The organism is Ensifer sesbaniae, assembly GCF_013283665.1.
Lineage (GTDB): Bacteria > Pseudomonadota > Alphaproteobacteria > Rhizobiales > Rhizobiaceae > Ensifer > Ensifer sesbaniae.
Window position 1 is genome coordinate 104,795 of record NZ_JABEKU010000002.1, and the last position, 26,985, is coordinate 131,779.

Consider the following 26,985-nt stretch of genomic DNA (forward strand, 5'->3'; position numbering starts at 1 on the left):
ATGGTCGAACGCCTTTTCCGGTGGTTCGGTGGCAGGAAGGCGCGAGGCTTCACACCGCGCTCGGAAACCACCCATCTGTCCGGGCTCGCGCTCGAGACGCTTGAGCCTCGCTACCTGTTGTCTGCCGATATCATGCCCTTTGCGGTGGACATGGTCGGCGATGGCGGCGCCGACTACAGCCTGCGCTATGACAATCTCATCCAGACGGTCCAGGTTTACGACAACAGGTCGAGCCTCCTCGTTGCGCAGCGGAACGCTGCGGAAATCGACTATATCCGGGTGACCGGCACGGCGGCGAACGACACGCTGACAATCGATTTTGGCACGGATTTCCTTCAGGCGCTCGATATCGATTTTCAGGGCGGTGACGGCGACGACAAGCTCTCGCTGACCGGCGGCCTGTTCGATCTCGTCGAATTCGCGGCCGATGGCGCGAAGTCCGGCGTGTTCACCGCCGTAGACGGCCAGATCAGCCATCGGATCGGTATCGGCGGCGTCTCGGCCGTGACCGATGCCACGACTGCGCAGGAGCGGATCTTTGCCGACGTGACCGGTGAGGGGCAGACTCTGCGCCTCAGCGATGCCGGCACGCCCGGAGATGGGTTCTCGACGCTCGACAGCATCAATGACGGCGCGCTGGTGTCCTACACCTTTGCTTCGCCCAATCTGAAGCTGACAATCGACACTGGAGCCGGCGACGACACTTTCGTTCACAACGGCTTCGACAACGCCATTTCGGGCAAGGTTCTCTTGAGTGGCGGTGCAGGAAGCGACGCGGTAATCGGACCGCCGGAAGATACCGACTGGAACATAACCGGACTGAATTCCGGCAACGTTTCAGGGGTGTCCTTCGTCGAGGTTGAGAATCTCAGAGGTTCTGCCGACAACGAGGACACCTTCTTCGTTTCAGCCGGCGGCGGACTGGCCGGCGTCATGGACGGCGGCGCCGGTGGCTTCGACAGCCTCGTTCTCGATGGCGGTGTCTTCCATTCCGTCACTTACGTTGCGACCGGTCCCGCCTCCGGCACGATCACCCGCGATGGCCAGGTTCTGCGCTACGACGGCCTGGAGCCGATCACAGACAAAAATACGGTCGTCGCCGATCGCATTATTGCGACCAGCGATTTCGACGACGAAGCACGCCTGAAGGACAACGGTGACGGCACTCTGACGCTCGAGTCGCTGTCGCTGATCCCGACCTTCGAGGAGGTCACCTTCGCCAAGCCCACCAACAGCCTGACGATCAAACTTGGCGCAGACCTCGGCATCCCGCTCCTGTCGAAGGATGTCCTGACGGTTACGGGCGTCAACCTCGGGGCTGCGAGCCTTACCGTTTTTGGCGAAAGCGCTGCCGATACGGCCGGCGATGACGGCAAGGACGAAGTCCTGATCGAGGGGGCGAACACATTCGGTGCCTTGGCGATTCATGCCGAAAAGATCACGGTTTCAGGCAATGTTTCGGCGACGACGGTTACCCTTGTGGCGCTCGCCGAAGACGACGGCAAAATCACCGGCGGCGCCTATTTCGCGACACCCGAGGCGATCATCGACCTCAGCGGTGCGACCATCACCGCCTCTGGCGCTGTGCAGATCTCGGCGACGGCGGATGCGACCGTTTCGGCTTCGACCGCGGAAGTCGGGCCGCTCGAAGGCGTCATCGTCACCGTGCTGCCGGAGGCGAGGATCAAATTTGACAACAGCACGCTGACGGCTGCGAGCCTTTCGGCCGGCAGTTCGGTCAGCGTTTCGCTGACCGCAGCCGACGAAGGCGATGCAAGCGAGAACGACACGACAAAGGATGCCGCGGTTTCCGTGACAGTTGTTCTCAGCGATTCCATCACCGAAGTGCTGGGCGGGAGCGCCCTCAACGTATCCGGCGCTGTTTCGCTGACCGCCGACACCAATCTCGCATTGACGACGACCGCAGATGGCGGCTCCGGCTCCAAGGGTGCCAGCGTTGCTGTTTCGGAAGTGAACGCGACAACGCGCGCCTATATGTCGGGCAATTCCGCGCTCAACGCCAATAGTGGTAACCTGCCCGATTCCGTCGCCTTTAGCGCAACACTGACCAGCAATGTCAGCACCACAGCGATTTCCAGCGCCGGCGGTTCGAACCAGGGCGACGGCTCAAACGAATCCGAGAAGCGGCTCGCCGACCCGAACCAGGACAGCAATACCTCGGACAAGGCAACGACGAGTGGCGGTGACATTACCTTTGCCGGCGCGGTGGCCGTCTCCGATTACCGGACCACGACCGAGGCCTATGTCGACAGTTCGACCCTTGTTTCTGCGACGACCCTCGGCTTGACGGCGACCTCCACCGAGAGCGTCACGGCATCGGCAGACGGCTCGGCCACGGGCAGCGCCGGGACCGGCGTTGGCGTGGCTGTCGCGCTCGGCATTGCCGACGTTACCACTCGCGCCTATATCGCCGGAACGTCCGACCTGACGGCAAGTTCCGTCAACCTCAATGCCACGCTGAACGCCGGCGACAGCTTCGTCGTGACGGCGGAAGCCGGTGCCGGCGGCGCCGAAACGAATGTCGCCGGCGCTCTCGCGGTCAGCATCATCATGACCGACGTCGAGGCCGTTATCGAAGCGGGCGCCTCGGTCGACCTCAATGGTGCGGACCTCAGCCTCACCGCTTCGTCGACCACCCATGCCGAGACGGCCGCCACCCCGAACGGCGACGACCTCGGCGAAGCCGGCGAGACCGGCGTCGGCGGTTCGGTAGCGCTCGCGGTCATCGACAACAATACGAGCGCACTCGTCGAAAACGGGGCGACGGTCACGGCAGCAGACGACGTGACGCTGTCGGCAACCGGCAGCCATGAATCCGAAACGACGGCGGAAGCCGGCGGCACCGGTGGCAGCACAGGTATCGGCGGTGCAGTGGCGATCGACGTGATCGACAACACCACCCGCGCCTCGCTCGGAACGGATGAGGTCGAGCTCGACATAACAGGAGATTTCTCTGCAACAGCGACCCATCATGGGCTGAGCACGGCCACGGCTGACGGCACCGCGATCGGTTCGACCGCTGTCGGCGCGGCGATCGCGCTTGCCTTCGTCGACAACCGTGCAATCTCGACCACAAACCGGAACCTGCGTGCTGACGGCTCTGTCAGCCTGTCGGCGTTGGGCGACGGCTCCAGCAAGGCGGAAGCCAAGGCAAGCGCGAAGGGCGCCGACAAGAACGACGAATCCGCCGACGGCAACACCAAGGCCGACCAGCAGAAACAGAAGCAGGTCGCCTTCGCCAACAGCAAATCCGGCGATGCCGACAGCACGAGCCAGACCGCTAATACCGGCGGCGGCAGCGGTGGCGATGTCGGCGTTGCAGCTGCCCTTGCGATCAACGTCTCCGACAGCGAAGCGCTGGCCAGCATCGGCAATGGCCGCACCATAACGGCCGGCGATGGCGCCGGAACCGGCGGCGTGAGCCTGCAAGCCAAAAACAACACGGATGCCTCGGCAGTCGCCGATGGCAGCGCGACGCTCGAAAGCGAAACCTCGGGCACGGCGGTTGGTGCTGCAGTGGCGATCAATGTCGCCGATATGAGCAACAGGGCGATCATCGGCACCGGCGCGATCGTCAATGCCGACGGCAGCGTCACGCTGTCTGCCACGATGAAGAACGTCGGCGGCGACCAGAAGAACGTCTTCGAAGCGCATTCGACTTCCGGCGCCAGCGGCGGCGACACCGGCGTTGCCGGATCGTTTGCGCTCAACGTGTCGGATGCCACCGCGGAAGCGGCGATCCGGCCTTCCGCCAGCATCACGCTCAGCAGCGACGACGCTACGCTTACAGCCTCCAATACGTCCGAAAGCAGCGCTGTCGCCGAGGCGGATGCCGAGAGCGCCAGCACCGGTGTCGGGGCCTCCTTTGCGATCAATGCGGCCGACAACACGGCGTCGGCCAAGGTCGAGAATTCCGCCGTCCTGACTGGCCTCGATGACCTGACGCTCAGCGCCACGGGCAGCCACAAGACCACCACGACGGCAGAATCCGGGGCGGCAGCTGAAGATGGTACCGGCGTCGGTGGCGCGATTGCGATCACCGTTGCCGACAATGTGACGGAGGCAAAGCTCGGCACCGGCGGCCTGATCGATCTCGACGGCGCCTTCAGCGCCACCGCGACCCACCATGGCGATAGCACCACCTCGGCACTGGGCGATGCGCTTGCCGGCGACACGGCGGTCGGTGCGGCAATCGCGCTGGCGTTTGTCGACGACAGCGCCACTGCGACCACGGCCCGCAATATAACCGCTGATGGCAATGTCAGCTTCGCAGCCCATGGCGATGGTGCGAGCAAGGCCGAAGCCACGGCCAGCGCCGCCGGCGCGGACAAGGACAAGGAAAACACGAGCGGTAACACGACCGCCGACGATCAGAAGAACAAGCAAAAGCAGCTTGCCAACGAGAAATCGGGCAAGACGAACACCGGCGACAAGTCCGCAACGAGCCAGGGCGGCACTGGCGGCGGCCAGGTGAGCGTCGCTGCAGCGCTCGCCATCAACGTCTCGTCGTCGCTTGCCGTCGCTTCGATCGGTGATGGCGTCACGATCATTGCCGGGCAGGGCGTAGGCACCGGAGCGCTTCTGCTCCAATCCTCCAACAACATGAATGCCAGTGCCACGGGCGACGGCAAGGCAACGACCACGAGCAGCGGCACCGGCGTCGGTGTCGCCGTTGCCATCAACGTCGCGACCATGCGGAACGAAGCCTCGGTCGGGGCAGGCGCCCACATCACGGCCGATGGCCTCACGGCTTCGGCGACAATGAAGACGGTCGGCGGCAATGCCGAGCACAATTTCGGTGCGAAATCCACGTCAGGTGCGAGCGGCGGCGACACCGGCGTGGCGGGTTCGTTTGCCTTGAGCGTTGCAACCACCAATACGCTCGGCACGATCGGGCTTGACCACGGCGGTGGCGGCACGACGAGCGTGGCGCTCACCGGCGGCAATGTCAGCCTGCAGGCGACCAACACAACCAAATCGACGACAGAGGCGACCGCCCATGGCGCCGGCAGCGGTTCGGGAAGCACCGGCGTCGGCGCATCGATAGCACTTGGAATTTCACTCAACACGACCTTCGCCGGGATCGAGAACGGCGAAACGGTCAGCGGCAATACCGGTAACTTCCAGGTTCTTTCCACCTCGAACGATACGGTCACCACCACGGCCAAGGCCGGCGCAGCCGGCAACACCGCCGTCGGCGGCGCAATTGCAGTCGCCTACGTGGATAACGACACGGATGCGCATATCGGCACGGGTGCCGGCGGCGCGATCACGCTCACCGGCAATCTCGCCGCGCAGACGACCCATGCCAGCACGATCCATACGCTCGGCGACGGCGAAGCGGCAGGCAGCAATGTCGGTGTCGGCGTTTCGCTCGCTTTGAACATCGCGGAAGTGACCAACGACGCCTTTGTCGGCAGAAACTTCTCCGGCGCCAACAATGTCAGCGTCACTGCCACGTCGACCTTCGACACGAAGGCAGAATCCAAGGCCAGCGCCAAGGGTAACGACACCTCGAAGGCGAACTCCGACCAGGAGACCAGCAACCAGACGAGCATGGCGCAGAACCAGAGTGGCGGCTCGAAGGCGCCGACCCAATCTGGCAGTAGCAGCCTCGGCACCGCCGATAGCAAGAGCACGAACGAGACCGGCAAGTCGACACAGGGCGGGACGAGCGTCGCCGCAACGATCGCCGTCAACTTCCTCGACGCCGACAACACCGCGACGATCGCAAGCAATGTCGTGATCGGGTCCTCGGGTGCGATGAAAATCGAAGCGACGATGACCACCGACGCGCGCGCACTCGGCACGGCGACGGCGACCAATACCAGCGCCAACACTGGCGTCGCCGCCGCGGTCGGCCTCAACATCGCCTTGCTCGACAATACCGCGCAGGTCAATTCCGGCGCCGACCTTACCGCCGGCTCGATCAAGGTACGGGCAGTCACGGCCGATGGCGAAAGGAATACCTTCCAGGCGCGGGCACTGGCCGGCGCCGTGTCGAAGAATACAGCCGTCGGCGGCTCCGTCGCGATCAACTATCTCGACGTCAATTCAAGTGCGGTCATCGGCAACAATGCCGATCTCGACGCCAATGCCGGTGGCATTGCCATCAATGCAGTCAGCGTCAACGAGATGCAGAGCATCGCCGGCGGTGCGGCGCTCAGCAGCGGTAGTGGCAGCACCGGCGTCGGCGTCGCGGTCTCCATCAACATCGTCAACGATCTCAACACCAAGGCCGACGTCGGAACCGGCGTCGATGCCGAGGCTACCGGCGCGATCGGTGTCACGGCGCATGCCGAGCTGTTGCCGATTACCGAGAGCCTTCCTGTCATCGGCAATCTGGCGGTGACCAGCTTTGCCGCCGGCGTTGCGGCAAGCAACGGAACGGCGGTGGGTGGCTCCTCCAGCGTCAACGTCATCTTCATGGAGACGCATGCCTTCATCAATGATGGCTCCGACTTTGACGGCGATGGCGGCGTGACCGTCGAAGCGACCGACATCTTGACCATGGTTAGCGGTGCTGGCGGCATCGGACTGTCCGGCGGCAGCAATGCCGGTGTCGGCATCGGGCTTGACGTGAACGTCATCATTCGCAACACCAGCGCCTGGGTCGGCGGAACCGCGGACCTCGGTGCGACTGCCGGCAATATTCTGGTCAATGCGGATTCGTTCGACACCATCACCTCGATTGCCGCCACCTTTGGCTTGAGCCTCAGCGGCTCGGGCGTTGCCGCCTCCGTCGGTGTCGTCGTGCTCGACACCTCGACCGAAGCCTATGTCGAGACGGGAACGGCACTCGACAAATCTGAACTTCATGCCGGCGGAAATGTCTCCGTCAAGGCAACCGGTGACGCCAAGATCTTTGCGCTCGCCGGCGGCGTCGCCTTCGGCCAGGGCGCCGGCATCGGTATCGCCGGTACGGTCTTCGTTCACATCGACGATGTGAAGGCACAGATTCTCGGCCACGCCGACGTCGAAACCGGTGGACCGGCCGGCCTCGATGTCTCCGCGATCTCGACTGAGGATGTGACCACGATCGCCGCCGCCGGCGGTGTATCGACCAGCAGCGCTGCCGTGGCTGGCTCTGTTGCCGTCACGGTGCTGACGGAAACGACGATCGCGCGCATTGGCTCGAATACGGCGGTGACCGCCCAGTCCGGTGCAAACGATCCGGGTGTTGCGGTCTACGCTTATGGCGAGACCGATCTGCTCACTGTCGCCGGATCGCTTGCGGTGTCCGGCGGCAGCGCAGCGGTCGGTGCCGGCGTCAATATCGCGACACTGATCAAGACCACGCAGGCATCGATCGATTCCGGCATGGACATGGACGCTGACGGCAACGTCAAAGTCGAGGCAACCAGCAACGAGGACATTGGTTCCTTCTCGGTGGCGGCCGGCGGTGCCTCCACGGCCGGCATCACCGTTTCGGCGGATGTCTTCGTTTTCGACATGACCACCCGCGCCTTCATCGGTGACGATCCGCTCGACGGTATCGCCAATGCGGGCCTGACCGACGTGCGCGCCCTTGGCAGCGTGCTGGTACAGGCGATCGACGAAACGGAACTCGACCTGATCGTTGGCGGCGTCGCCGTTGGCGGCAGCGCCGGCGTTGGTGTTGCTGCCGGCGTCGCGGTTGTCGACAAGGTGACGGAATCGTTCATCGGAGAAAACGCGCGCGTGACAGGCGAAGGCCAGCACAGCGTGGCCGCACGCACCGGCCGCTTCGACATCAGCTTTGCCGGTTCGCAAAGCATGGGCGACGGCTACGATCCGAAGACCGACGGCCAGGTCGGCAAGGACAGCCTCGAAGCGGGCGTGCCGGTCAAGGAAGGAGGCGGCGGCCTCGGACAATTCAACGACCTCGACCAGGATCACAGCGATGACGGGACGCCGACCGATCCGGGCCTGACCCAGCAGCGGATTGCAACAGCCTCTGTCGACAGCGGTTTCCGTGGGGTCGCGGTCTCGGCAACCACCAAGGACGATATCGAAACGGCAGCGATCAGCGTTGGCGGCGGCGGTTCCGTCGGCGTCGCCGTCGGTGCGGCGGTCAACGTCCTCAACACGACGACCACCGCGCTGATCGGCGAGGGCGCCCGTATCAATCAGGACATGAGCGGCGGCGGTAATGGAGCGCAGTCCGTCCTCGTCGCTGCGGCCAGCGATTTCAGCCATCTCGGTGTTGGCGCAGGTGCCGCCTTCGGCGGTTCGGCTGCGGCCGCGCCTGCGGTCGACGTGTCGGTGGTTACGACGAAAACTACGGCGACGATCGGCGACGACACTCTGGTCGATGCCAACAATGACGTGGCGGTGATCGCGACGGCGAAGGAGAAGGTTCTCGTCGTCTCCGCCGGTCTGGCACTCAGCGGTGCGGTCAGCCTTGCCGGCGGTGTCTCGGTCGTCTCGATCGATGCCGACACCTTTGCGCGCATCGGAGATTCGACCGTCGAAGCCGGTGGCGACGTCGCCGTCATGGCGAAGGACGACTCCCAGTTCACGATCGTTTCCGGCGCAGTTGCCATCGGCCTTTCCGGCGGTGGTGCCGCAGGCTCCGTCGGCGTCGTTAACGTCACCAAGGACACCGAGGCGACGATTGGCGCCAACGCCACCATTGATGCGCGCGCCAACGGCGCAGGCATCGCGAATGTGCTCAACGGCAACATCGCCACGAGCGGTGGCGACCCAACCGGCTTCTCGACGCTTTCGGGTGAGGCCCATGGCGTCATCGTCCAGGCGCAATCGTCCGAAGTCGTCACCCATATCGCCGTTGCCGGCGCGGGCGGGCTTTATGTCGGCATAGCCGGCGCGGTCAGCGTGACCATCATCGATTCCGATACCTTCGCCGCCATCGGTGCGGGTGCTGCAATCAACCAGGGCTTTGCCAACTATCAACTTCATCCGGCCGCTGTCGGCCTCGGGCAGGGAGTCTACGTCAACGCGGCCAATGATGTCCGCATCACCTCCTTTGCCGGTTCGGCAGCCGTCGGTTTCGTCGGCATTGGTGGCGGCATCGACTTCGGCAGCATCAAGAACGACACAACAGCCTCGATCGGCGCGAATGTCGACGTCCTGGCGCGCAACGATGTCGCGGTCAGTGCGGACTCGATCCAGGTCCTCAAGGGCTTCGCGTTCAGCGGCGTCGGCGGTGTCGTCGGCCTCGGCGCGTCGGTCTCCGTCTGGTCGATCGGGCAGGATTTCAGCGACGACTATAAAAACGAGAAGGAAAGCACGTCCGGCGATGCCACCACAGGCAGTGGCGACAATGCAGCCGCCGATGCGGGCGAAAAGACCGACGGCGGCGTCGGCGAACTGACCGGTCAGATGACCGGCTTCACCGGCGACGGAAATGCGCGTACAGCCGATTCCCGCGTCCGGGACAATATGCAGGGCGCATCGAACCGGTTGAGCGATCCATCGTTCTTCTCTGCCGCCGACCTGAATGCTGCCCTGGCCCCGACGAGTGAGGAGCATGGCACCACTGCGACCATCGAAGCCGGTGCGGAGGTGCAAGCCGGCCATGATATCCTGGTCGTTTCGCGCCAGAACGTGAAGGTCGATCTGCTGATCGGCAACGCCGCCGTCGGCCTGGTCGGCGCCGGCGCAGCGGTGACCGTTCTCAATGTGTCCGAGCAGGTCAAAGCAAAGGCAGGCGGCAATCTCAAGGCCGGCAACCAGATCAAGGTCGAAGCTGAACTCGACGAAGAGATTGATGTAACCACCGTCGCCTTCCAGGGCGGGTTTGTCGGCCTCGGGGCTTCGGTCATCGTTATCAACGATACCAGCCGCGTACAGGCGCGCCTGCTCGACGGAACCGTGGTGGATGGCGCAAGCTTGCTATCGGTCTCAGCTTCGAATACGCAGGATTTGGACGTCACGACGACGGGCATACAGGCAGGCCTATTGGCGGCCGGCGCGTCCTATGTCGACCTCAACATCGGTGATACGGACGACAGCACGATCGAGGCTCTGGCGACCATCGGGTCCGGTAGCCAGATTGGCCAGACCGACACCGTGGGCGCGATCACCGTGCATGCGGATTCGACCGTCGACGCCAAGGCGAAGACCTTTGCGCTCGCCGGCGGTGCGCTCGGCCTCTCCTTCAATTTCGCGCTGATTGATGTCGAGACCAACATCGAAGCCTCGATCCTTGGCGGCGCGAACATCGATGCCTCTGGCACGGTGACGCTGGGAGCGCTCTCAAGCCACAATGCCAAGGGTGACGTTTTCGCGCTCAGCATCGGTCTCGGCGCTGTGGGCACGAGCTTCGTGACCGTCAATGTCGTGCCGACGACAAGTGCGCTGATTGCCGGCGGTTCGACCATTTCGGCCGGTGGCATCGTCATCCTCGCCTCCCATAACTTCTCCGGTGCGACCGCCACGGATCGCGGCGCCAAGGCCTTCGCGGAAGCCTCGGGCGGCGGTCTGTTCAGCGGCCAGGGCGCCGTGCCCACCGCCAGGTCCAATGCCGTTGTAACCGCTTCGATCGGCGCGGGCGGTGCCCTGACGATCACCAACGACATCGATATCAAGTCGCGGCTGCGCAACTACGCGGTCGCCAATACCGAGGCAAACTCCTTCGGTGCGGCTGCGGTGGGTGCAACCGATGCCGAGGCGGTCGCCAACGGCCAGTCGAATGCATCGATGAACGCCAACATCGTTTCGGTCCGCGACATCGGCATCGACGCGCTTGCAATCAACGGCGCGCTTGCCGTTGCGGAAGCAACCGGTGGCGGCGTCCTCGGGGCGCTGACGCTCAACAGCGCCACGGCAACCGCAAGCCCGTCATCCGTTGCCGCGACCATCGGCAACAACACATCCATCCAGTCGGCTCGCCATATTCGCCTCAAGGCCCTCGCCAACACCGAAGGTGATTCCAAGGTCGTCGGCGTGACGATCGGCGGCGTCTTCGGCGCCGGCGACTCCGACGCGACCACCAATGTCAGCCCGACCGTCTCCAGCAGCATTGGAACGGGCAGCGTCATCAATGCGACGGGCGACGTTTCCGTCGAGGCGATTGCCGCGCCCATTCCTGGGACGCAGCCCGACTATGCGGTCGTCGACGCCGACGGAGTGGCGAACACGATCACAGTCAACAACCACGGCCTCGTGACGGGCGATACCGTCGAATACGATGCGGGCGCCGGCGGCGCGGTGATCCCCGGCCTCAACTGGCCCGATCCGCAGGATCCCGCGGTCAATCGACAATACAATGTGATTAACGTCGTCGACGGCGGCAATGTCGACCCGAACAAGCTATACTTCGGCTCGACTTTCGACGCCGCAAGCATCGATTCCGAAACCGAAATCATTACTTTCCAGGGCGCGCACAATTTTATCAGCGGCGACGCCGTGCGTTACTACGCCGGTCCCGACGAGACGGTTAACAGCTTCGGCCTGACCGAAAGCAATCTCTACTACGTTCTGGTTATCGACGAATCCCATATCAAACTGGTCAATACGCATGACAAGGCGGTCAACCCGCAAAACTACTTCAAGAACTTCCAACCCGACGATATCGCCGGCAATCAGATCACGATCTCCGGTCATGGGTTCACCAATGGCATGGCCGTCAACTATGACGCGCCCGACGCCAAGACCTTCGTCAGCCGGCAGGTCGACGTCCATCCGACGGCACTCAATCCCGACGGTTCGCCGATCGACGACGGCACGCAGAACAACATTCGCTTCTTCGACGACAACGGTAACGCGCTGAACCATGGGTTCAGCGAGGGCGAGCACGTCGTCTATAATGTCGAAACGGAAACGGGAGCGCCGGGAACGGCGATCGGTGGGCTGTCCGATGGCGAGACCTACCGCGTCCACGTTGTCAATTCGACCACGATCCAACTGAAGCGCAATGACGTCGTCACCGAACAGGTTCAGTTCGTCCGCAACGGGGCCGGCGACCGGATCATCCGCACTGATGGCGAGAACTGGGCCGATTTCGGCTTTGGAACCGGTACCCTGTTTATCAGCGGCGGCGGGGCCAACAGCGGCACCTACACCGTTACCGGCGTCAGCGGCAGCACCTTGATCCTGTCAGTCGTCAACAGCGTCACGGAAACGACGCTCACCAAGACCTTCGATCAGTCGATCATCACGCTCACGCCCAACAAGGCGAAGACCGCCGACGATATCCATTTGCTGATCAACGCCAAGAATCTGCCCATCGGCGGGCTTGAGGACGGCAACACCTATTACGTCCGTGGCATCAGCGGCCCCGGCGACGACACTTTCGAATTGTGGGACGCGCCGACCGGCGGCACGCAGATGACGTTGACGCCGACCGGGCTCGCCGGTCCCTATGCCAACCATCGCATTGGTGCGCTGGCTGTCGATATCTCAAGCGATGCAACCAGCGAGCAACAACTGCGCATCGATCTCAACGATGCCGTGACCTCGGCGGCTGGGGGGCAATTCCTGTTCGGCCCCGGCCGGGTGCCTCTCAGCGAAATTGCACCGCAATCGGGTGATGGCGTTTCTTCTGCCTATTCGAAGGGCTCCGGTGGCGGTTTTGTCGGCGTTAACGGCAATGACGCCAATATCACCAGCAACCCGAACGTAACCGCGACCATCGCGGCAACGCTTGTGACGACCAGCGGCGATGTCTCGATCAACACATCGGCCACCACCAATACAACGGCGCATGCGGTCAACGGCACCGGCGGTTTCGTCGCTGTCGGCGATGCCGACGCCAACAGCTACCAGGACGTCAACAGCGTCGCCTCCGTTGGCGACGGCACCCGTATTGTCGCAGGCAAGAACTTCACCGTTGCCTCCAGTACGAATGTCAACACCGGCGCCTCATCGCACGCAAGCGCCGGCGGGGCAGTTGGCGTCGCCTCACCGACGACCGTTGTCTGGATCGAGTACAACAGTGCCTCAACGATCGGCTCCGATGCCATCGTCGTTTCCGGCGAGCTTGCAAAACTGACGGCCTACTCCGAAGCAGGCGTCTCCGCGAAATCCACCGGCTCGGGTATCGGCTTCGGCGGCGATGGCGACGCCATCACCCATGTCTATATCGGTATCGCCGATCCGAACCCCGATCTGGATCAAGCCGATACCATCACCACCCTCGGTGATCGGGCTGTTCTGAGCGCCAAACGCGCAGTTGCCAGCGCGAAAGTCGGACGTTTCGATGTCTTCTCAGGCAGCGACGGCCGCGGCGCAGGCTTCTATGGTGAGGGCCAGGCCGAAAGCACGCTGACGGCGCGTCCGAAGGCGGAAGTTCATATCAATGCCGATTCCGAACTGACCGGCTGGGAAGGTGTCGATCTCGTCACGCGCTACGACAACGTCAAGACCCATGCCAAGTCCTATGCCCGCGCGACCGGCCTCTTCGGCTTCGTCGATTCCGATGCGCACAACGATACGGACGTGGCGTCGAAGATATTCGGTGCCGCCGGCGCTCTGGTGACCGCCGGCCCGCGTAATAACAGTGATGCCGTGCTTGGCCATCCGGATTATCCGCAGGAGCCGGCGGCGTCGAGCGAACATTTGGCGCTCTATGCTTCCACGGTCAACGGTTCAATTTCTCAGACGGACGATGCGGATCACAGCAAGCGCTCGCTTGCCGCCGGCGGCTCTGATGGCAGCAGCCCCGACGATCGGCCGCAACAGATCGATTTCAATTCGGATGTCCTGATCCTTTCCGGACGTTCGCCCGAATTGGTGGTCAAGCAACTCGTCATCGGCGCCGATGGCCAGATCGATGTTGCAGTCGAAGTCACTGTTAACGACAGCGCGAGTGGCGGCGGTAGCAGCGAAGGTGAGGGCGATACGATCCAGAGCGACGACATCGTCGTCAACGATATCGTCAATCCCGGTCCGGGCGACGTCGTCTTCGATTCCGATGAGATGATCGGTTCCGGCGGTACCTGGACGTTCCGCGACACGTTGCAGCGCGTCACGATCCGGAACGAGTCCGACAAGGACATTATCATCAACAACATCGACGTCGTGACCGACGAGCAACCGCTTGCCTGGCTGAACCCGTCGAAGACCGTGACGCTCACCTTCAACATCGAACGCGAGGTGGCGCCGACGCTGATCGAGATCACCGACACGGGTGGCCACTCGGACATCTACATCAACGGCACCATCGAAAACCCGATCGGGACCACTTCGATCGTCAATACCGATGGATCCGTATTCGTGACCAACGATCGCGGTGTCGTCGGCAGCGATGGCCGGGCATCCCTGATCCGCACACACGTCCTCAATATCCGTGCCGAGGAAAGCGTTGGAACGACCGGAAACCGCGTCAATGTCGACATCGTCGACAGTGCCGGGCTGCCACAACTCATCAGCTTCGATACCGGCCGTGTCAGCGGCTTGACCGAGCAGATCTTCCTCGGCCACGAAAACCGCTTCTACACCGGCCAACTCGTGCGTTACGACGCGATCAGCACTGCGATCGGCGGGCTTGTCGACGGCGGCTACTACTATGTCATCGCCTCGTCCGACGGCCTGAGCGTCAGGCTGGCAAGCACGCTGGCGAACGCCCTTGCCGGCGTTGCGATCAATCTTTCGCCGAGCGGGCCGCTCACCAACCAGCACAGCCTGATTTCGGCCGAGACCTTCACGGTCGATGCCGTCCAGAATGTCAATCTCGACCTCAAGGCCCTGCTGCGCGAAGACCTCGGCGGCGGCTATTACGTTGTTGAAATCGACCGGATCAGCGCCGGTGATACCGCCAACGTGCTGCTGCAGGCGAGCATCGAGCAGACCGGCGCCGGCGCCTCGGGCGGCGTGCTCGTCAAGGCGCCGAGCCAGGCTGCCGGGCTCACACACTACAATTTCTTCCGGCCGGATAGCGGCTCCCCCGAACCGCTTAGCCGTGGCGTCTTCGCAACGGGCAATACGGCGATCGCCTCGACCTATGACTTCCGTGGCATCGACCCCGCAACCGGCAGCCGGACTCTGCCCGGCCTCCAGGCCGGATCCGTAACCACTGGTGGCGACATCATCGTTGCTGCCGCAAATCCCGCGCCCATCGCAACGACCATCAATGTTCTCGGGATCACCGAGATTGCCGGTAACGGCGACATCGATGTGGTGACCAACGGCTATATCGCCCTCAGCGAGAAGACCGGTGACATGCGCGTCGAGCGCATCAAGTCGACCGCCTCGGATGTACTGCTCTATTCGCCGCGACGCATTCTCGATGCGCGCGGTCTGACGGAGGGTGACGTCGAAGCCGACGTCGCCGGCCGCAACATCACCATGGCGGCCGGTGTCGGCCTCTTCAATCCGAACCATGCACAGGTCGCCGCGCAGGTTCTCAACCCGACGCTGCTCGACATCAATTCGCCGCTCGGGGGCATCGGCTTGCCGACGGATTTCCTCGAGATCAACGTCGACATCCGCAACGGCGTTGGCGGCCTGGGCGTGCTTAGGGCCTTCGATACCACCGCCGACAACACGCTCGGCATCTTCCTCGACGAAGTTGCCGGTGATCTTCTCGTCCACACCGTTCACACGACCAGGGACATCTCGCTGCGTACCGTCGCCGGCTCGATCCTCGATGCCCGCAACAACGGCGCCGGCGACGATTTCGCCGACCTCATCGGCCAGAGCATTGATCTCGACGCCAATGGCGGCGGCTCGATCGGTGCCTTTAACAACGACCTCGAAATCGACTCCTCGCGTGGCTCGTCCAACGACGACGTCGCCCTTGAAGCCGACAACAACATCTATCTGGCGGAAGCGCCCGTTAATCCCGGCGAAAGCGCCGGCAACCTACGCCTCGTGCTGGCGCATACCTATGACGGCGATATCCGCATTACCGTTCGCGAGACGGGGGTCCAGGGTGAAAATCTCGACCTCCTGCACAGCGGCAGCGCGCGCTTCTCCGAAGACGGCGCCACCTTCCCGACCTTCCAGGCAGATGCCGAGCGTCTCATCCCGCATGGTCAGATCTTCGCCGAGAAGAGCAATGTGCAATTGCGCGTCGGCGACAACGTCACGCTTGACTCGAACAGTGAAATCCTGGCCGCCAAGCGTATCGACATCTATGGCGACGTCACCGCCTTCGACGAAACCATCAGCCTGCTTGCCAATGCCGACATCGGCTTCGGCTCGGTCATGCTGCTGCGTGGGCGCATCATCGCCAATGCCGCGGTAACGCCAGGCAACAAGAGCAACGGTACGCCCGTAGGTACCGCCGCAGCGAAGACCAGTGCGCCGCACGCCACGAATCTGACCTGGATCTTCGGCAATACCGATGTCGATACAATCCAGTTCGGCGATCCCTCGGGCGCCGGCGGTACCAACAGCCAGGGCAGCCCCGGCTATATCTTCCTCGGCTCGAAGACCCGCGCCTATGGCAGCCAGACGCTCAACCCGGCGGTTGCCGATGGCGAAGACCGCTTCACCGTCTACTACCTGCAGGACACGGCGACTGAAACCTCGCCCAACATGACGACGGTCGCCGAGCATACGCTGACGCTCGACGGCGTCTCCGGCAGCGATCTCTACCAGGTCTACACGCTTGGCTCGAACAATCCGGGCCGCGGCACGGCCGGCACGGACTTCAACCGGAACTACGTCATCAACGTGCTCGACACCGGGCGGTCGAACGACGGGGTCGATGCGCTGAATATCTACGGTTACAACTCCGCTTTCAACGGCAAGGATGGCGACGGCAACAAGCCGATCGACGACATCTTCCTGCTGCGCGGTGCGAACTATCTGCCGCACGAAACCGCCGATCGGCCGGCCTATGTCGCAATGGTCTATGGGCAGCCCTCGACCTATGCGGACACCATTGAAGACAACGAACCTTCGAACGAGAGTGCGCGCATCAATTATGACACGGCACTCAACGGACGTGTCACCATCGAAGGCCTCGGTGGTAACGACAATTTCTATTCGGACGATACGACCGCCATCGTGTCGCTGCAGGGCGGGGCGGGGGACGACTCCTTCCAGATCGGGCAGATCTTCGGCAACAAGCGCACCGACGATCCGGAAAACGGCGCGACACCGTTCTTCGGCGGCGGCCTGCTTGCCCAGGATGTCTTCCCGGACATGCTCGCAACGACGCGCGGCTGGCTGAGCCCCGGCATCAGTGCGCCGCTGGTCGCCCAGGGCGGGACCGGCAATGACGAGTTCCGCGTCTATTCGAACCAGGCCGAACTGAGGCTCGAAGGCGACGACAACAACGACCTGTTCATCGTACGGGCCTTTGCGATCGCCGCGGTCGCCAATCAGGATTGGAACGGCGACGGCACGATCGATCAGGACGATCTGCCGGCCGTGACGCTCGACACCAATGGCGATGGCGTCATCAACTTTGCCGATGCCGATTCCACGCCTGACGACTATACCGACGACGTGATCGTGCGCGACGACCAGGGCGTCGCGATGCCGATCATCGGGCTTGGCTTCTCTGTTGCGCGGGCGCCCGATATCCGTGCCGGCGGCGGCGAAGATGAGGTCCAGTACAACGTCAACGCGCCGGTTTCCGTCGACGGCGGCACAGGCTTCGACAAGCTCGTTATCCTCGGCACGGAATTTGCCGACGACTTTGCAATCACCGAACGCGGCATTTTCGGCGCCGGCCTCAATGTGCGCTACACGACGATCGAAGTGGTCGAGGTCGACGGTCTCGAAGGCGACGACGAATTCTTCGTTCAGTCGACCGCCTTCGGCGTTGCCTATCGCGTCATCGGCGGCCTCGGATCCGATACGATCAACGTCACCGGCGACGTGACCGAAGACATCGTGACCCGAGAGCTCGAAGGAGCCTCCGGCGCTGTCGATCATCTCGTCACGTCGGGCGACGCGCTCTATGACGGCGTGCTCGTCGACGGCTTCGACTATAACGTCGCTTCCGAAGACGAAGGCATTATCCGCATCGACGAAACCGGCGGTTTCACTGCCGTGCGCGAAGGCGGTCCGGTCAATGTCGACAGCTATACGGTGAAGCTTGCGGTCGCTCCGCTTGCGGGTCAGGTGATCTATGTCACCGTCTCGGCGGCACGCTCGCCGCAGGAGGAGGAAGACGGCACGCTCTTGAACCCCGCGCCTTTGCCGAACGGCCTCGGCGACACGATCTGGCTGTCCACCGTCAACCCTGGCGGCATCGTCACCGACAGCGACTTCCAGCATGTCATCACCGTCAACGGCGTGCTGCAGATCATCAACGATCGTGCCGTCGTTCTCCGGTTCGACAGCAGCAACTGGATGAATGCGCAGACGGTCTATGTCTATGCGCCTGACGATCCGCGCGCAGAAGGCGACCGCGTGGTCGTTATCCAGCACAGCGTGATTTCCGATCTCAGCGGCGTCGACACCAACGTCATTGATATCGATGCCGAATACCCCGATGGCGACCCCTTCGACGCGGCTGACGTCCGCAATGTCGAAGTACTCCTCAGGGACAACGACACGCCCGGGATCTATGTGACCGAGGTCGCGGCCGGCACGAACATCGAAGATGGCCAGTCTCTCGTTATCGAAGGCAGCCCGGCGACCCAGCTGACGGATGAAATCCTTGTTCAGCTCCAGACGGCGCCGGAGGCAGGCGACATCATCGTCGTCAAGCTTTTCCTCAACGAGGCGAGTGACGAGGATATCCAGATCTTCGATGTCGACGATCCGACGAACACCTTCAACTCGGTCGGCGACCGCATGTACAAGCATGCTGACGGCTACTGGCGACTGACCTTCGACCACACCAATTGGGACGATCCGGTCCGCATCGGCGTTGAGGCGCGTGACGATATCCCGCGGGAAGATCCGCACACGGCAGTCATCTACTTCCAGCGCGACGACGTGCTGACGACCGACGCCGACCACGACTATGTCTTCCCGAACCTTAGGTCCGGGCCTGGCTATGTCGATATCGAAGTCATCGACAACGACACGGCGGGCGCTGTGGTGCTCCAAAGCGGCGGCACGACGGTGCTCAATGCCGATGGCAGCGACACGGACGACTACACGATCCGGCTGACGAAGGAGCCCGGCACCACCGTACAGGTTGCGATCGTCACCGACGGGCTAGCGGATGTCGTTAGCGTCAACGGTGTCGCCGTCACACCCGGCTCGGGCTATACGGTGATCGGCGGGCTGAGGCCGACGCAGATTTTCGACGGCAACCTCGTCTTCAGCAATGACGGCCTCAACGGCAAGATCACGCGCGGCACGGGCGCCGATCTCGGCAGCTTCGTCGACGAGGGCTTCTTCGTCGGCCAGCAGATCCGCATCGGCAACGCCGGCGGCAACACCGGCGATTATTACATCACCGCGATCGACACGGTGGACGGCAAGTTCATCAAGGTCGACCGCACGTTCGGTACCGGCGGCCAGCTTACCGACGTCATCCTCTCGGACCTCGCCAGCGAAGGTGCCTTTACCGGCGATATCCAGTTCCATACGGTTCTCGAGAACGGCACGCTCACCTATCGGATGACGATCGCCGGCCTTGCCGACGATGCGGACGGCTGGCTCGCCTATGGCTTCCTGGAAGGCCAGTGGATCCGCGTCTTCGACGCCGCCGACAATGTTATCGGCAACTTCAAGATCGCGATCATCCGCGGCGAAAACGATACCAAGGATGCCACGATCCAGATCACCTCAGAGAATGCGGCGCTGCTGCCGGCCGGCAGCACGCTTTCGGGCGTCAAGGTGCTGCGCACAGCGGCGGTCGCGACGTTCAATCCGGGGAACTACTCTGTCCAGCAGACGGTCGTCCTGCAGGCGGACGAGAACTACGAGGTCCCCGTCACGCGTGAAGGCGTGAAGGTCTTCCCGGTGTCGGGACATTACCTGTCGAAGTTGCGCGGCCCGCTGGCTGTCGAAGGCGGACCGACGGGTGCCGACCGCTCGCTGGAAAACGGCCTGAAACTGCCGGGCGAAGCGGACGACTTCCTGATCGCGATCGGCGCGCAGCCGCCGGAATCACAGCAGATCGACGTGCTCAACATCTTCAACGACACCAGCAAGGAAGATGTCGACGGCCTGATGACGCAGACGACGCTGACCGGCTTCAACATGGCCGACGATCTGAGTCTCGGCCTCGGTGTCACAGGCGACCCGACCTTCGGCGAATCCGGTTTCTTCCCGGGCGGTATCAGCTTCGGCAAGATCAGCGTCGGCGCCGACGGCCAGTTCGGCACCAACGCCACGAAGAGCACGATCGAGGTCGTCAACCTCATGCTCGGCGAGGGCAATGACGGCCTCGTCATTCAGGGCACGCTCGATCCGGCACCGTCCGTTCAGGTCACCAACACCTTCACGGTGACGCCGAACGGCAGCAATGGCGGCACGATCGTGCGCACAGGCTTCGATTGGAAGGCAATGGGCTTCCTCGTCGGCCAGACCGTGCAGATTGCGGGGCAGGCAGGCACATGGACCGTCGTCGCGATCAATGACGCGCTCATCGATCCGCTGCATCCGGAGGAAGGCGCTGACCCGAACGACAATTCGATCCTGGTCTTGAGCGGCTCGTCGCTTGCCGGCGTTGCCAGTGGCTCGCTGACAATCACCGCGATCGACAAGGACGTGATCACCGTCAACAAATCCGTCGACGTTGCCCAGACGATTGCCGGCGGGATCATCGTGCGCACCGACGGCGGCGCATGGACCGGCTTTGCGGTCGGCGACTTCATCAGCATCAACGAAGACTTCGCCAAGGGCGAGTACCAGATCGTCTCGATTTCCGGTTCAACCATGCGTGTCGTCGGCGGCCAGCTTCCGCTGGTCAGCGATGCGCCGAGGACCATCAACCGCATCAACCCGGTCACCAATGCGATCCTGCAAACGGTGGTCACCGATGTCAGCATCGATCCGACCTATACCGGTGGCATCGTCACCCGTCAGGACGGCATCAAGTGGGCAGATGAGGGGTATCTTGCCGGTCATCTCATCACCATGGTCGATGAAAACGGAAAGCGCGACTTCCGCATCATCGAGATCTCCGATGACGGCTTCTCGCTGAAGCTCGAAGGCGCGCTGCTCGCCACACAGGACGATGCGGTGAAGAGCTTCTATGTGCAGGGTGTGCATGGCGGCCTGACGCTCGTCCACGGCGGCGGCAACATGTACGTCGAGAGCGCCGGCAAGATGAACATTGCCAGCGCCGGCGGTGGATCTATCGTCGTAACCCGCCTCGATGGGCGCGCCTGGTCGGAAGATCGGTACCAGGTTGGCCAGGTCATCCAGCTGGACGGCGAGACCTATACCCGGACGATCCTTGCCATCGTCGATGCGACCCTGCCGCCGCCGCCGAATTCTGCCCTGACCTGGGGCGACCTCAGCGCCCTGGTGCTGAGCGCGCCGAACACTCACGTCGGGCAGGGGGCCGGCGTCACATTGGCGGCCGATGCGTTCAACAGTTATGCCGAACGGTCGCTACATGTCGCCGAAGCACGCACGGTCACTGCTTCCGGCACGATGAACGTTACCACCAACAGCCTGACCCGTAGCGCGGGGAGCTGGCTGGCGGATGGCTTCTACGTCGGCCAGAAGGTCTATATCAGCGGCTACGCAGGACCGTTCACGATCCAGGCGCTCACCGCTGCGGTCATGACGCTGCAGAACGTGGCGCTGACACCGGCAAACGGTGTGTCGCTCACCGTCTTTGGCTATGACGTGACGCTCGACGGCGGCAAGCGCGTCGGCGGCGACTACATCAAGGTCACTGGTGGTGCCGGCCCGAACTCGCCGCTCGTCGTCTATGGCGACACCAGCCAGGACGGCATCTGGTATTCCGGCCAGGCCCACAATGTGCTCGGCATGGAATTCGGCGAAAAGCCTTTCGATCTCTTCCCGCAGTTGCAGGACGGGGAGAACGAAGACGACGAATGGGTCTTCCCGCTTGCCAATCCCTACAAGCTCGCCGGTAACGACATCATCGATGCCAGCGCGCTGTTTGCAAATGTCCCGGGCGGAAGTCTGCCCAGCGTCGGGCTGACGATCTACGGCGGAGCCGGCAATGACACCATCTACGGCAGCCAGGCCGGCGATCATCTCGCGGGCGGTTCCGGAGACGACCTGATCATCGGCAACCGCGGCGTCGACCATATCTATGGCGACAGCGGCCTGAACGTGAACATCTTCACCCGCGAGCTGTTCATCGACACGGTCGACAACAGCCCGCTGCCTTCCGCCAACCCGAACACCGACACCAACGGCACCACGATCAAACCGGTGAAATCCTCGGTCCGCGATCTCATGCAGGCAGGCCGCGACCTGATCTTCGGTGACGGCGCTTCGCACCTCGGCTACGGTGCGAGCGCAGTTGCTGCCACCGGCGTTCTCGGCGATTTCGACGACATCATCTTCGCCGACCACGGCGTCATCGAGATGTTCGTCGACGATCCGAACCTGCCGTCCGGCCTCAAACAGCGGATCCAGACAACCGAACTCCTGCTCGTGACGGCGATCAGGTCGGCCGAACTGCAGAACGGTGCCGACGATATCGTCTTCGCCGGGCTTGACCGCGACGTGATCGTCGGTGGTGCCGGCCACGACATGCTCGACGGCGACCAGCAGGACGACCGCATCTTCGGCGACAACGTCTACCTCACCCGCCAGGGCGGCGCGGACGGCAATGTGCTGGACGACACATTCAGCAAGCGCTTCCAGACCTTGGCCGGCGCGCTGCTCTACAGCCGCACAGATCGGCCGATCCCTGCAGGCTTCGGCACCGTCACCGGCGATAACAGCGGTCTCCTGCTTGTCGACGGTATTGCACGCCGCTACCGCGACCCGGACGGCGCGCCGTGGTGGAGCGAGTATGCGGTCGACTATGCGACCCTCCACACATTCGCCTTCGACCAGGGAGTCGCCGGAGTCGGCAGTTTCGGCAACGACTACATCGCCGGCAGCGAAGGTCACGACGAGATCTTCGGCCAACTGGGCAATGACGTCGTCCAGGGCGACGGCGGTATCGAGCTTGCGTTTGCCGGCACGTCGCATGTCGGCGCCTCGCGGACGTCGGGCGGCGTTGCCGATCCGATCGGCCCGTTGACGGTGATAGCATCCTTCGCCGCTGCGAGCGACGGCCAGGACTACATCGAAGGCGGCGGCGGCGACGATCAACTGTTCGGCGGCCTCGGCCAGGACGACCTGATTGGCGGCTCGTCATCGTACTTCAGCCTGACCGATGCGAATGCACGGCCTGACGGCGACGACTACATCTTCGGCGGTACCGGCGGCGAAATCGACCGCAACGACCTTGACCTTCCGAGTGATGGCACCCTTGCGGCCGCGCGTTATGCCCGCGATGCCGACGCCATGGTCGGCGACAACGGCAATATCGTTCGTATCGTGGGAATCAATGGCGTCGATATCAACCCGAACGGGCTGGCAAACCAGCGGCTCTACGTCCAGTTCAACTACGATGTGAACGATCCGGCTCGCGCCGGTGCCGAACGCATCGTCGTTCGCGGCGTGCACCTCCTCGACTACACGCCGGGCGGCCCGGACTTCCGTCCCGACCTGTTCTCGAAGGCCAATCCGAACAACCCGGCCTATCGCAACGAATTCGGCCTCTGGGCGAAGATCGACATTGGCGGCCATGACGAGTTCCACGGCGAAACCGGTGACGACATCGCCTATGGCGGCGGCGGCCACGACCGCATGTTCGGCGACGCCGAAAACGACGATCTGATCGGCGGCTGGGGTAACGACTGGATCTCCGGCGGTACCGGCCAGGACGGCATCCTCGGCGATGACGGCCGGATCTTCACGAGCCGCAACAGCGCCACCTATGCCGAACCGCTCTACGGTGTCCTGGCGCTCCTTGGCACCGACCCGGATGATCGCACAAGCCAGGGCGACGTGCTCAACGAGTTCATCTATACACCCGGGCAGGTCCAGACCGAGACGATCAACATCGGCGGTCAGTTGAAGAAGTCCGTCGATCTCACGCCCTATAACCTGAAGCCAAATGCGCAGGGCGCGGACGATCCGCTGTTCGACGCCAATGTCGTCGACGATATCGTCTTCGGCGGTCTCGGTGACGACTTCATCCATGGCGGCGCCGGCGACGACGCTGTCGGCGGGGGCGAAGCCCTGCAGCTCAGCTACACCCAGCGCTTTGAAAACGGCGTCGTGGTCGGACTGGTGCGTACCGACTTCACCCGGCCGTGGAACCCGGGCGACGTTCTGCGCTTCGGTGCCGACACCGATCCCTGGAACGCACCGAAGCCGGTGCAGAGCAAACTCGGCGAATTCTTCCTCTACGACGAATACGATCCGCGCCGGACGATCCTGTTCAACGCGAACGGCACGGTCTGGAAGTCGGGTGCTGCGCAGACGCAATTCCAGTATTTCCTCAACCTCGTGGACAACGAAGGACCGTTGGTCAATGGCGCGATCGCGTTCTCGCCCAACGGCACACCGATTGCCTTCGCCGACCGCAACACGGACGGCAACGACGCCATCTTCGGCGACCTCGGCAACGACTGGATCGTCGGCGGGACGGGGCGTGATCACATCTATGGCGGTTGGGGCAACGACCTCATGAATGCCGATGACGTGCTCAGCACCAACGGTTGGCTCAACGACCAGCCCGAGACGCACCCCGTTTACGAGGACCGCGTCTTCGGTGGCGCCGGGCTCGACATCCTGATCGGCAATACCGGTGGCGATCGCCTGATCGATTGGGTCGGCGAGTTCAACAGCTACATCGTGCCCTTCGCGCCGTTCGGCATCGCGACGGTCAGCCGTCAAGTGCCGCCGCAGCTCTTCGACTTCCTCTATGCCCAAGCCTTCAGCGACGGTGTTGACATCACCCGCACCGCCGATACCGGAAGCGTCAATGGTAGCGACCAATACAGCCATGTGTCGCAATTCCAGGGCGGTGTCGAAGGCGAAATCGGGCTAGTGACGCAAAAGGATCACGGCATCTGGCAAGACCAGACCGGCGGTCCAACCGATCCGCAGCCGGGCAATATCCCCGGTGGACGGCGTGACGTCCTGCGCACGGCCGACTTCAACGACGGCACACTCGATGTCTTCGCCGCCGACCAGGGCAAGTTCACGGTGTCGAGCGGTATGATGTCGGTCGAATCCGAGACCTCATGGGGGCAGGCGGCCGCGGTCTTCTATGCCGATCAGTATCTGCCGATCTACTTCGAGATTTCGGCGAAGGTCACGGCGCAGAAACCATTGGCCGGCTGGAAGGCGAACTCCTATGTCATCTTCGACTACCATTCGCCGACCGACTTCAAGTGGGCCGGGATCAACATCTCGAACGACAAGATCGAAATGGGCTACCGCGACGCCAGCGGCTGGCATCAGGTCGCCCAGTCGACCAAGCCCGTTCAACTGAAGGCCGGCATAACCTATGACGTGCTCGTGGCCGTCAACGGCACGAACGTGACTTTGACAGTCGCGGGCGTGAACTGGTTCAGCTACACCTTCACGCCGAGGATCGAGGATGGCGTGCCCGTCGGCCTTAATCGCGGCATGGTCGGCGTCGGCAACGACGGCTCCAAGTCGAAAGTGGATAATCTCTCGGTCCAGATCCTGCCGCCGAACCTCTCGCTCGACTATACCGACAACTTCGACGGAACGGGGCGCTTCCCGATGACGGGGACGGCCGCGACAGGCTGGACCGTCGCCGACGGCCGGCTTACCGGCGCGGCAGGCGCTGCTGTCAACACGTTCAACCTCGGTACCACGCTTAGGGCAGATTCCTACCTTGAGCTGGAGGCTAAGCTCTCTACTTCGGGCATCGGCGGCATTGTCTTCGACAGCTACGGTCCGAGCGACTACAAGTTCGTCGCTCTCGACGTTGCCAATGACAAGGTGCTTGTCGGCCATGTCAGCGCCAAGGGCGGTTATAAGGTCGATCAGTCGTTCAGCCGTGTCCTTGACGCCGGCGTGGACTACACGTTGAAGCTGATCTTCAAGGGCGCCTCGACGAGCATTCAGGTGAACGGCGCCCTCGTCGGCACTTATGGCTTCAATGCGGCCCTGGTCGATGGCGGCTTTGGCACGATGTCGCGGGTGGGAACGAGCTCGTTCGATCGCTTCCAGATCCGCACCAACGATCCCGCCTTCAACACGTCGGCCAATCTGCTGGCGGCGACGGGCGATGCGACCAACGCCGGTGGCGAGATTACCAGAGGACAGGCGCTCTCGGTGCTCGACGATGCCATCGCCCTCTGGACGAAATCGGGACTGCTCGATGCGGTAACGCTTTCGCGCCTCGGCACGATCGACCTTGAGATCGTCGATCTCGAGGGCGACCGACTGGCCGAAGCCGTGTTCGGTGCAATCAGGATCGACCGCAACGCCGCCGGGCGGGGCTGGTTCGTCGATCTCACGCCGCAGGATAACGAGGAGTACAGCCTGGTCGACGGCAAGTGGCAGGCGATTGCCGGTGGCCCGGCCGAGGCACGCTTCGACCTGCTCTCGGTCCTGCTCCATGAAATGGGTCACGAGGCCGGGTTGGATCACTCTGCCGACAATACAGTCGGCGATGTCATGGCCGAAACGCTCGGCATCGGCGAGCGCCGGTTGCCGTTGGCCGCAAACCAGCCCGAAACGCGCAACGACGCGGAGGTGTTCGACGAAGAGTTGGGTCTGTTCGTAAGCCCGGCTGAGCGACGGCTGATGAAACTTGCCGGCATCAGCGCTTCTGATCTCCAGATATCGGGAGGCGGTAACGCGAGCGAGGTTGCCGCGGCATCCGGCTGGACCGGAAGCGGGAGAGACGTTCCGGCTCCCACGTGGCAACCGGCAACCGGCGGGGGCCACAGCATGGCCCGCTTCGGCAATGATGGCGTGAAGGCATGGGTCTTCGACGAGGCAACCGGCACATTTGTCGACCCAACAGCCTGGACGGCCGATATCGGTGATCACGCCGCCAAGACTTCCGGCGCCGGTGAGAACGACGCCGACACAAGTGAGCAGGACGTGTTGAACGGCATGATCGAGTGGGAGGCCCGAAAGGGACTGCTTTCTCGATTGGTCAGTCTCTTTGGAGGGCGTTAGCGT

General features: G+C 63.1%; 1 protein-coding gene. It reads left to right on the forward strand.

Annotated features, from left to right (window positions below):
- Nucleotides 1-26,982, forward strand: coding sequence for an LEPR-XLL domain-containing protein (locus BHMPCIPO_RS18415; protein ID WP_173518300.1), 26,982 nt, complete (start codon nucleotides 1-3; stop codon nucleotides 26,980-26,982).
- Nucleotides 26,983-26,985: the final 3 nt, after the last annotated feature.

Bases quoted from the DNA above. Each gene is read 5' to 3' on its own strand.
- BHMPCIPO_RS18415 (WP_173518300.1), top strand. From the start codon at position 1: ATGGTCGAACGCCTTTTCCGGTGGTTCGGTGGCAGGAAGGCGCGAGGC.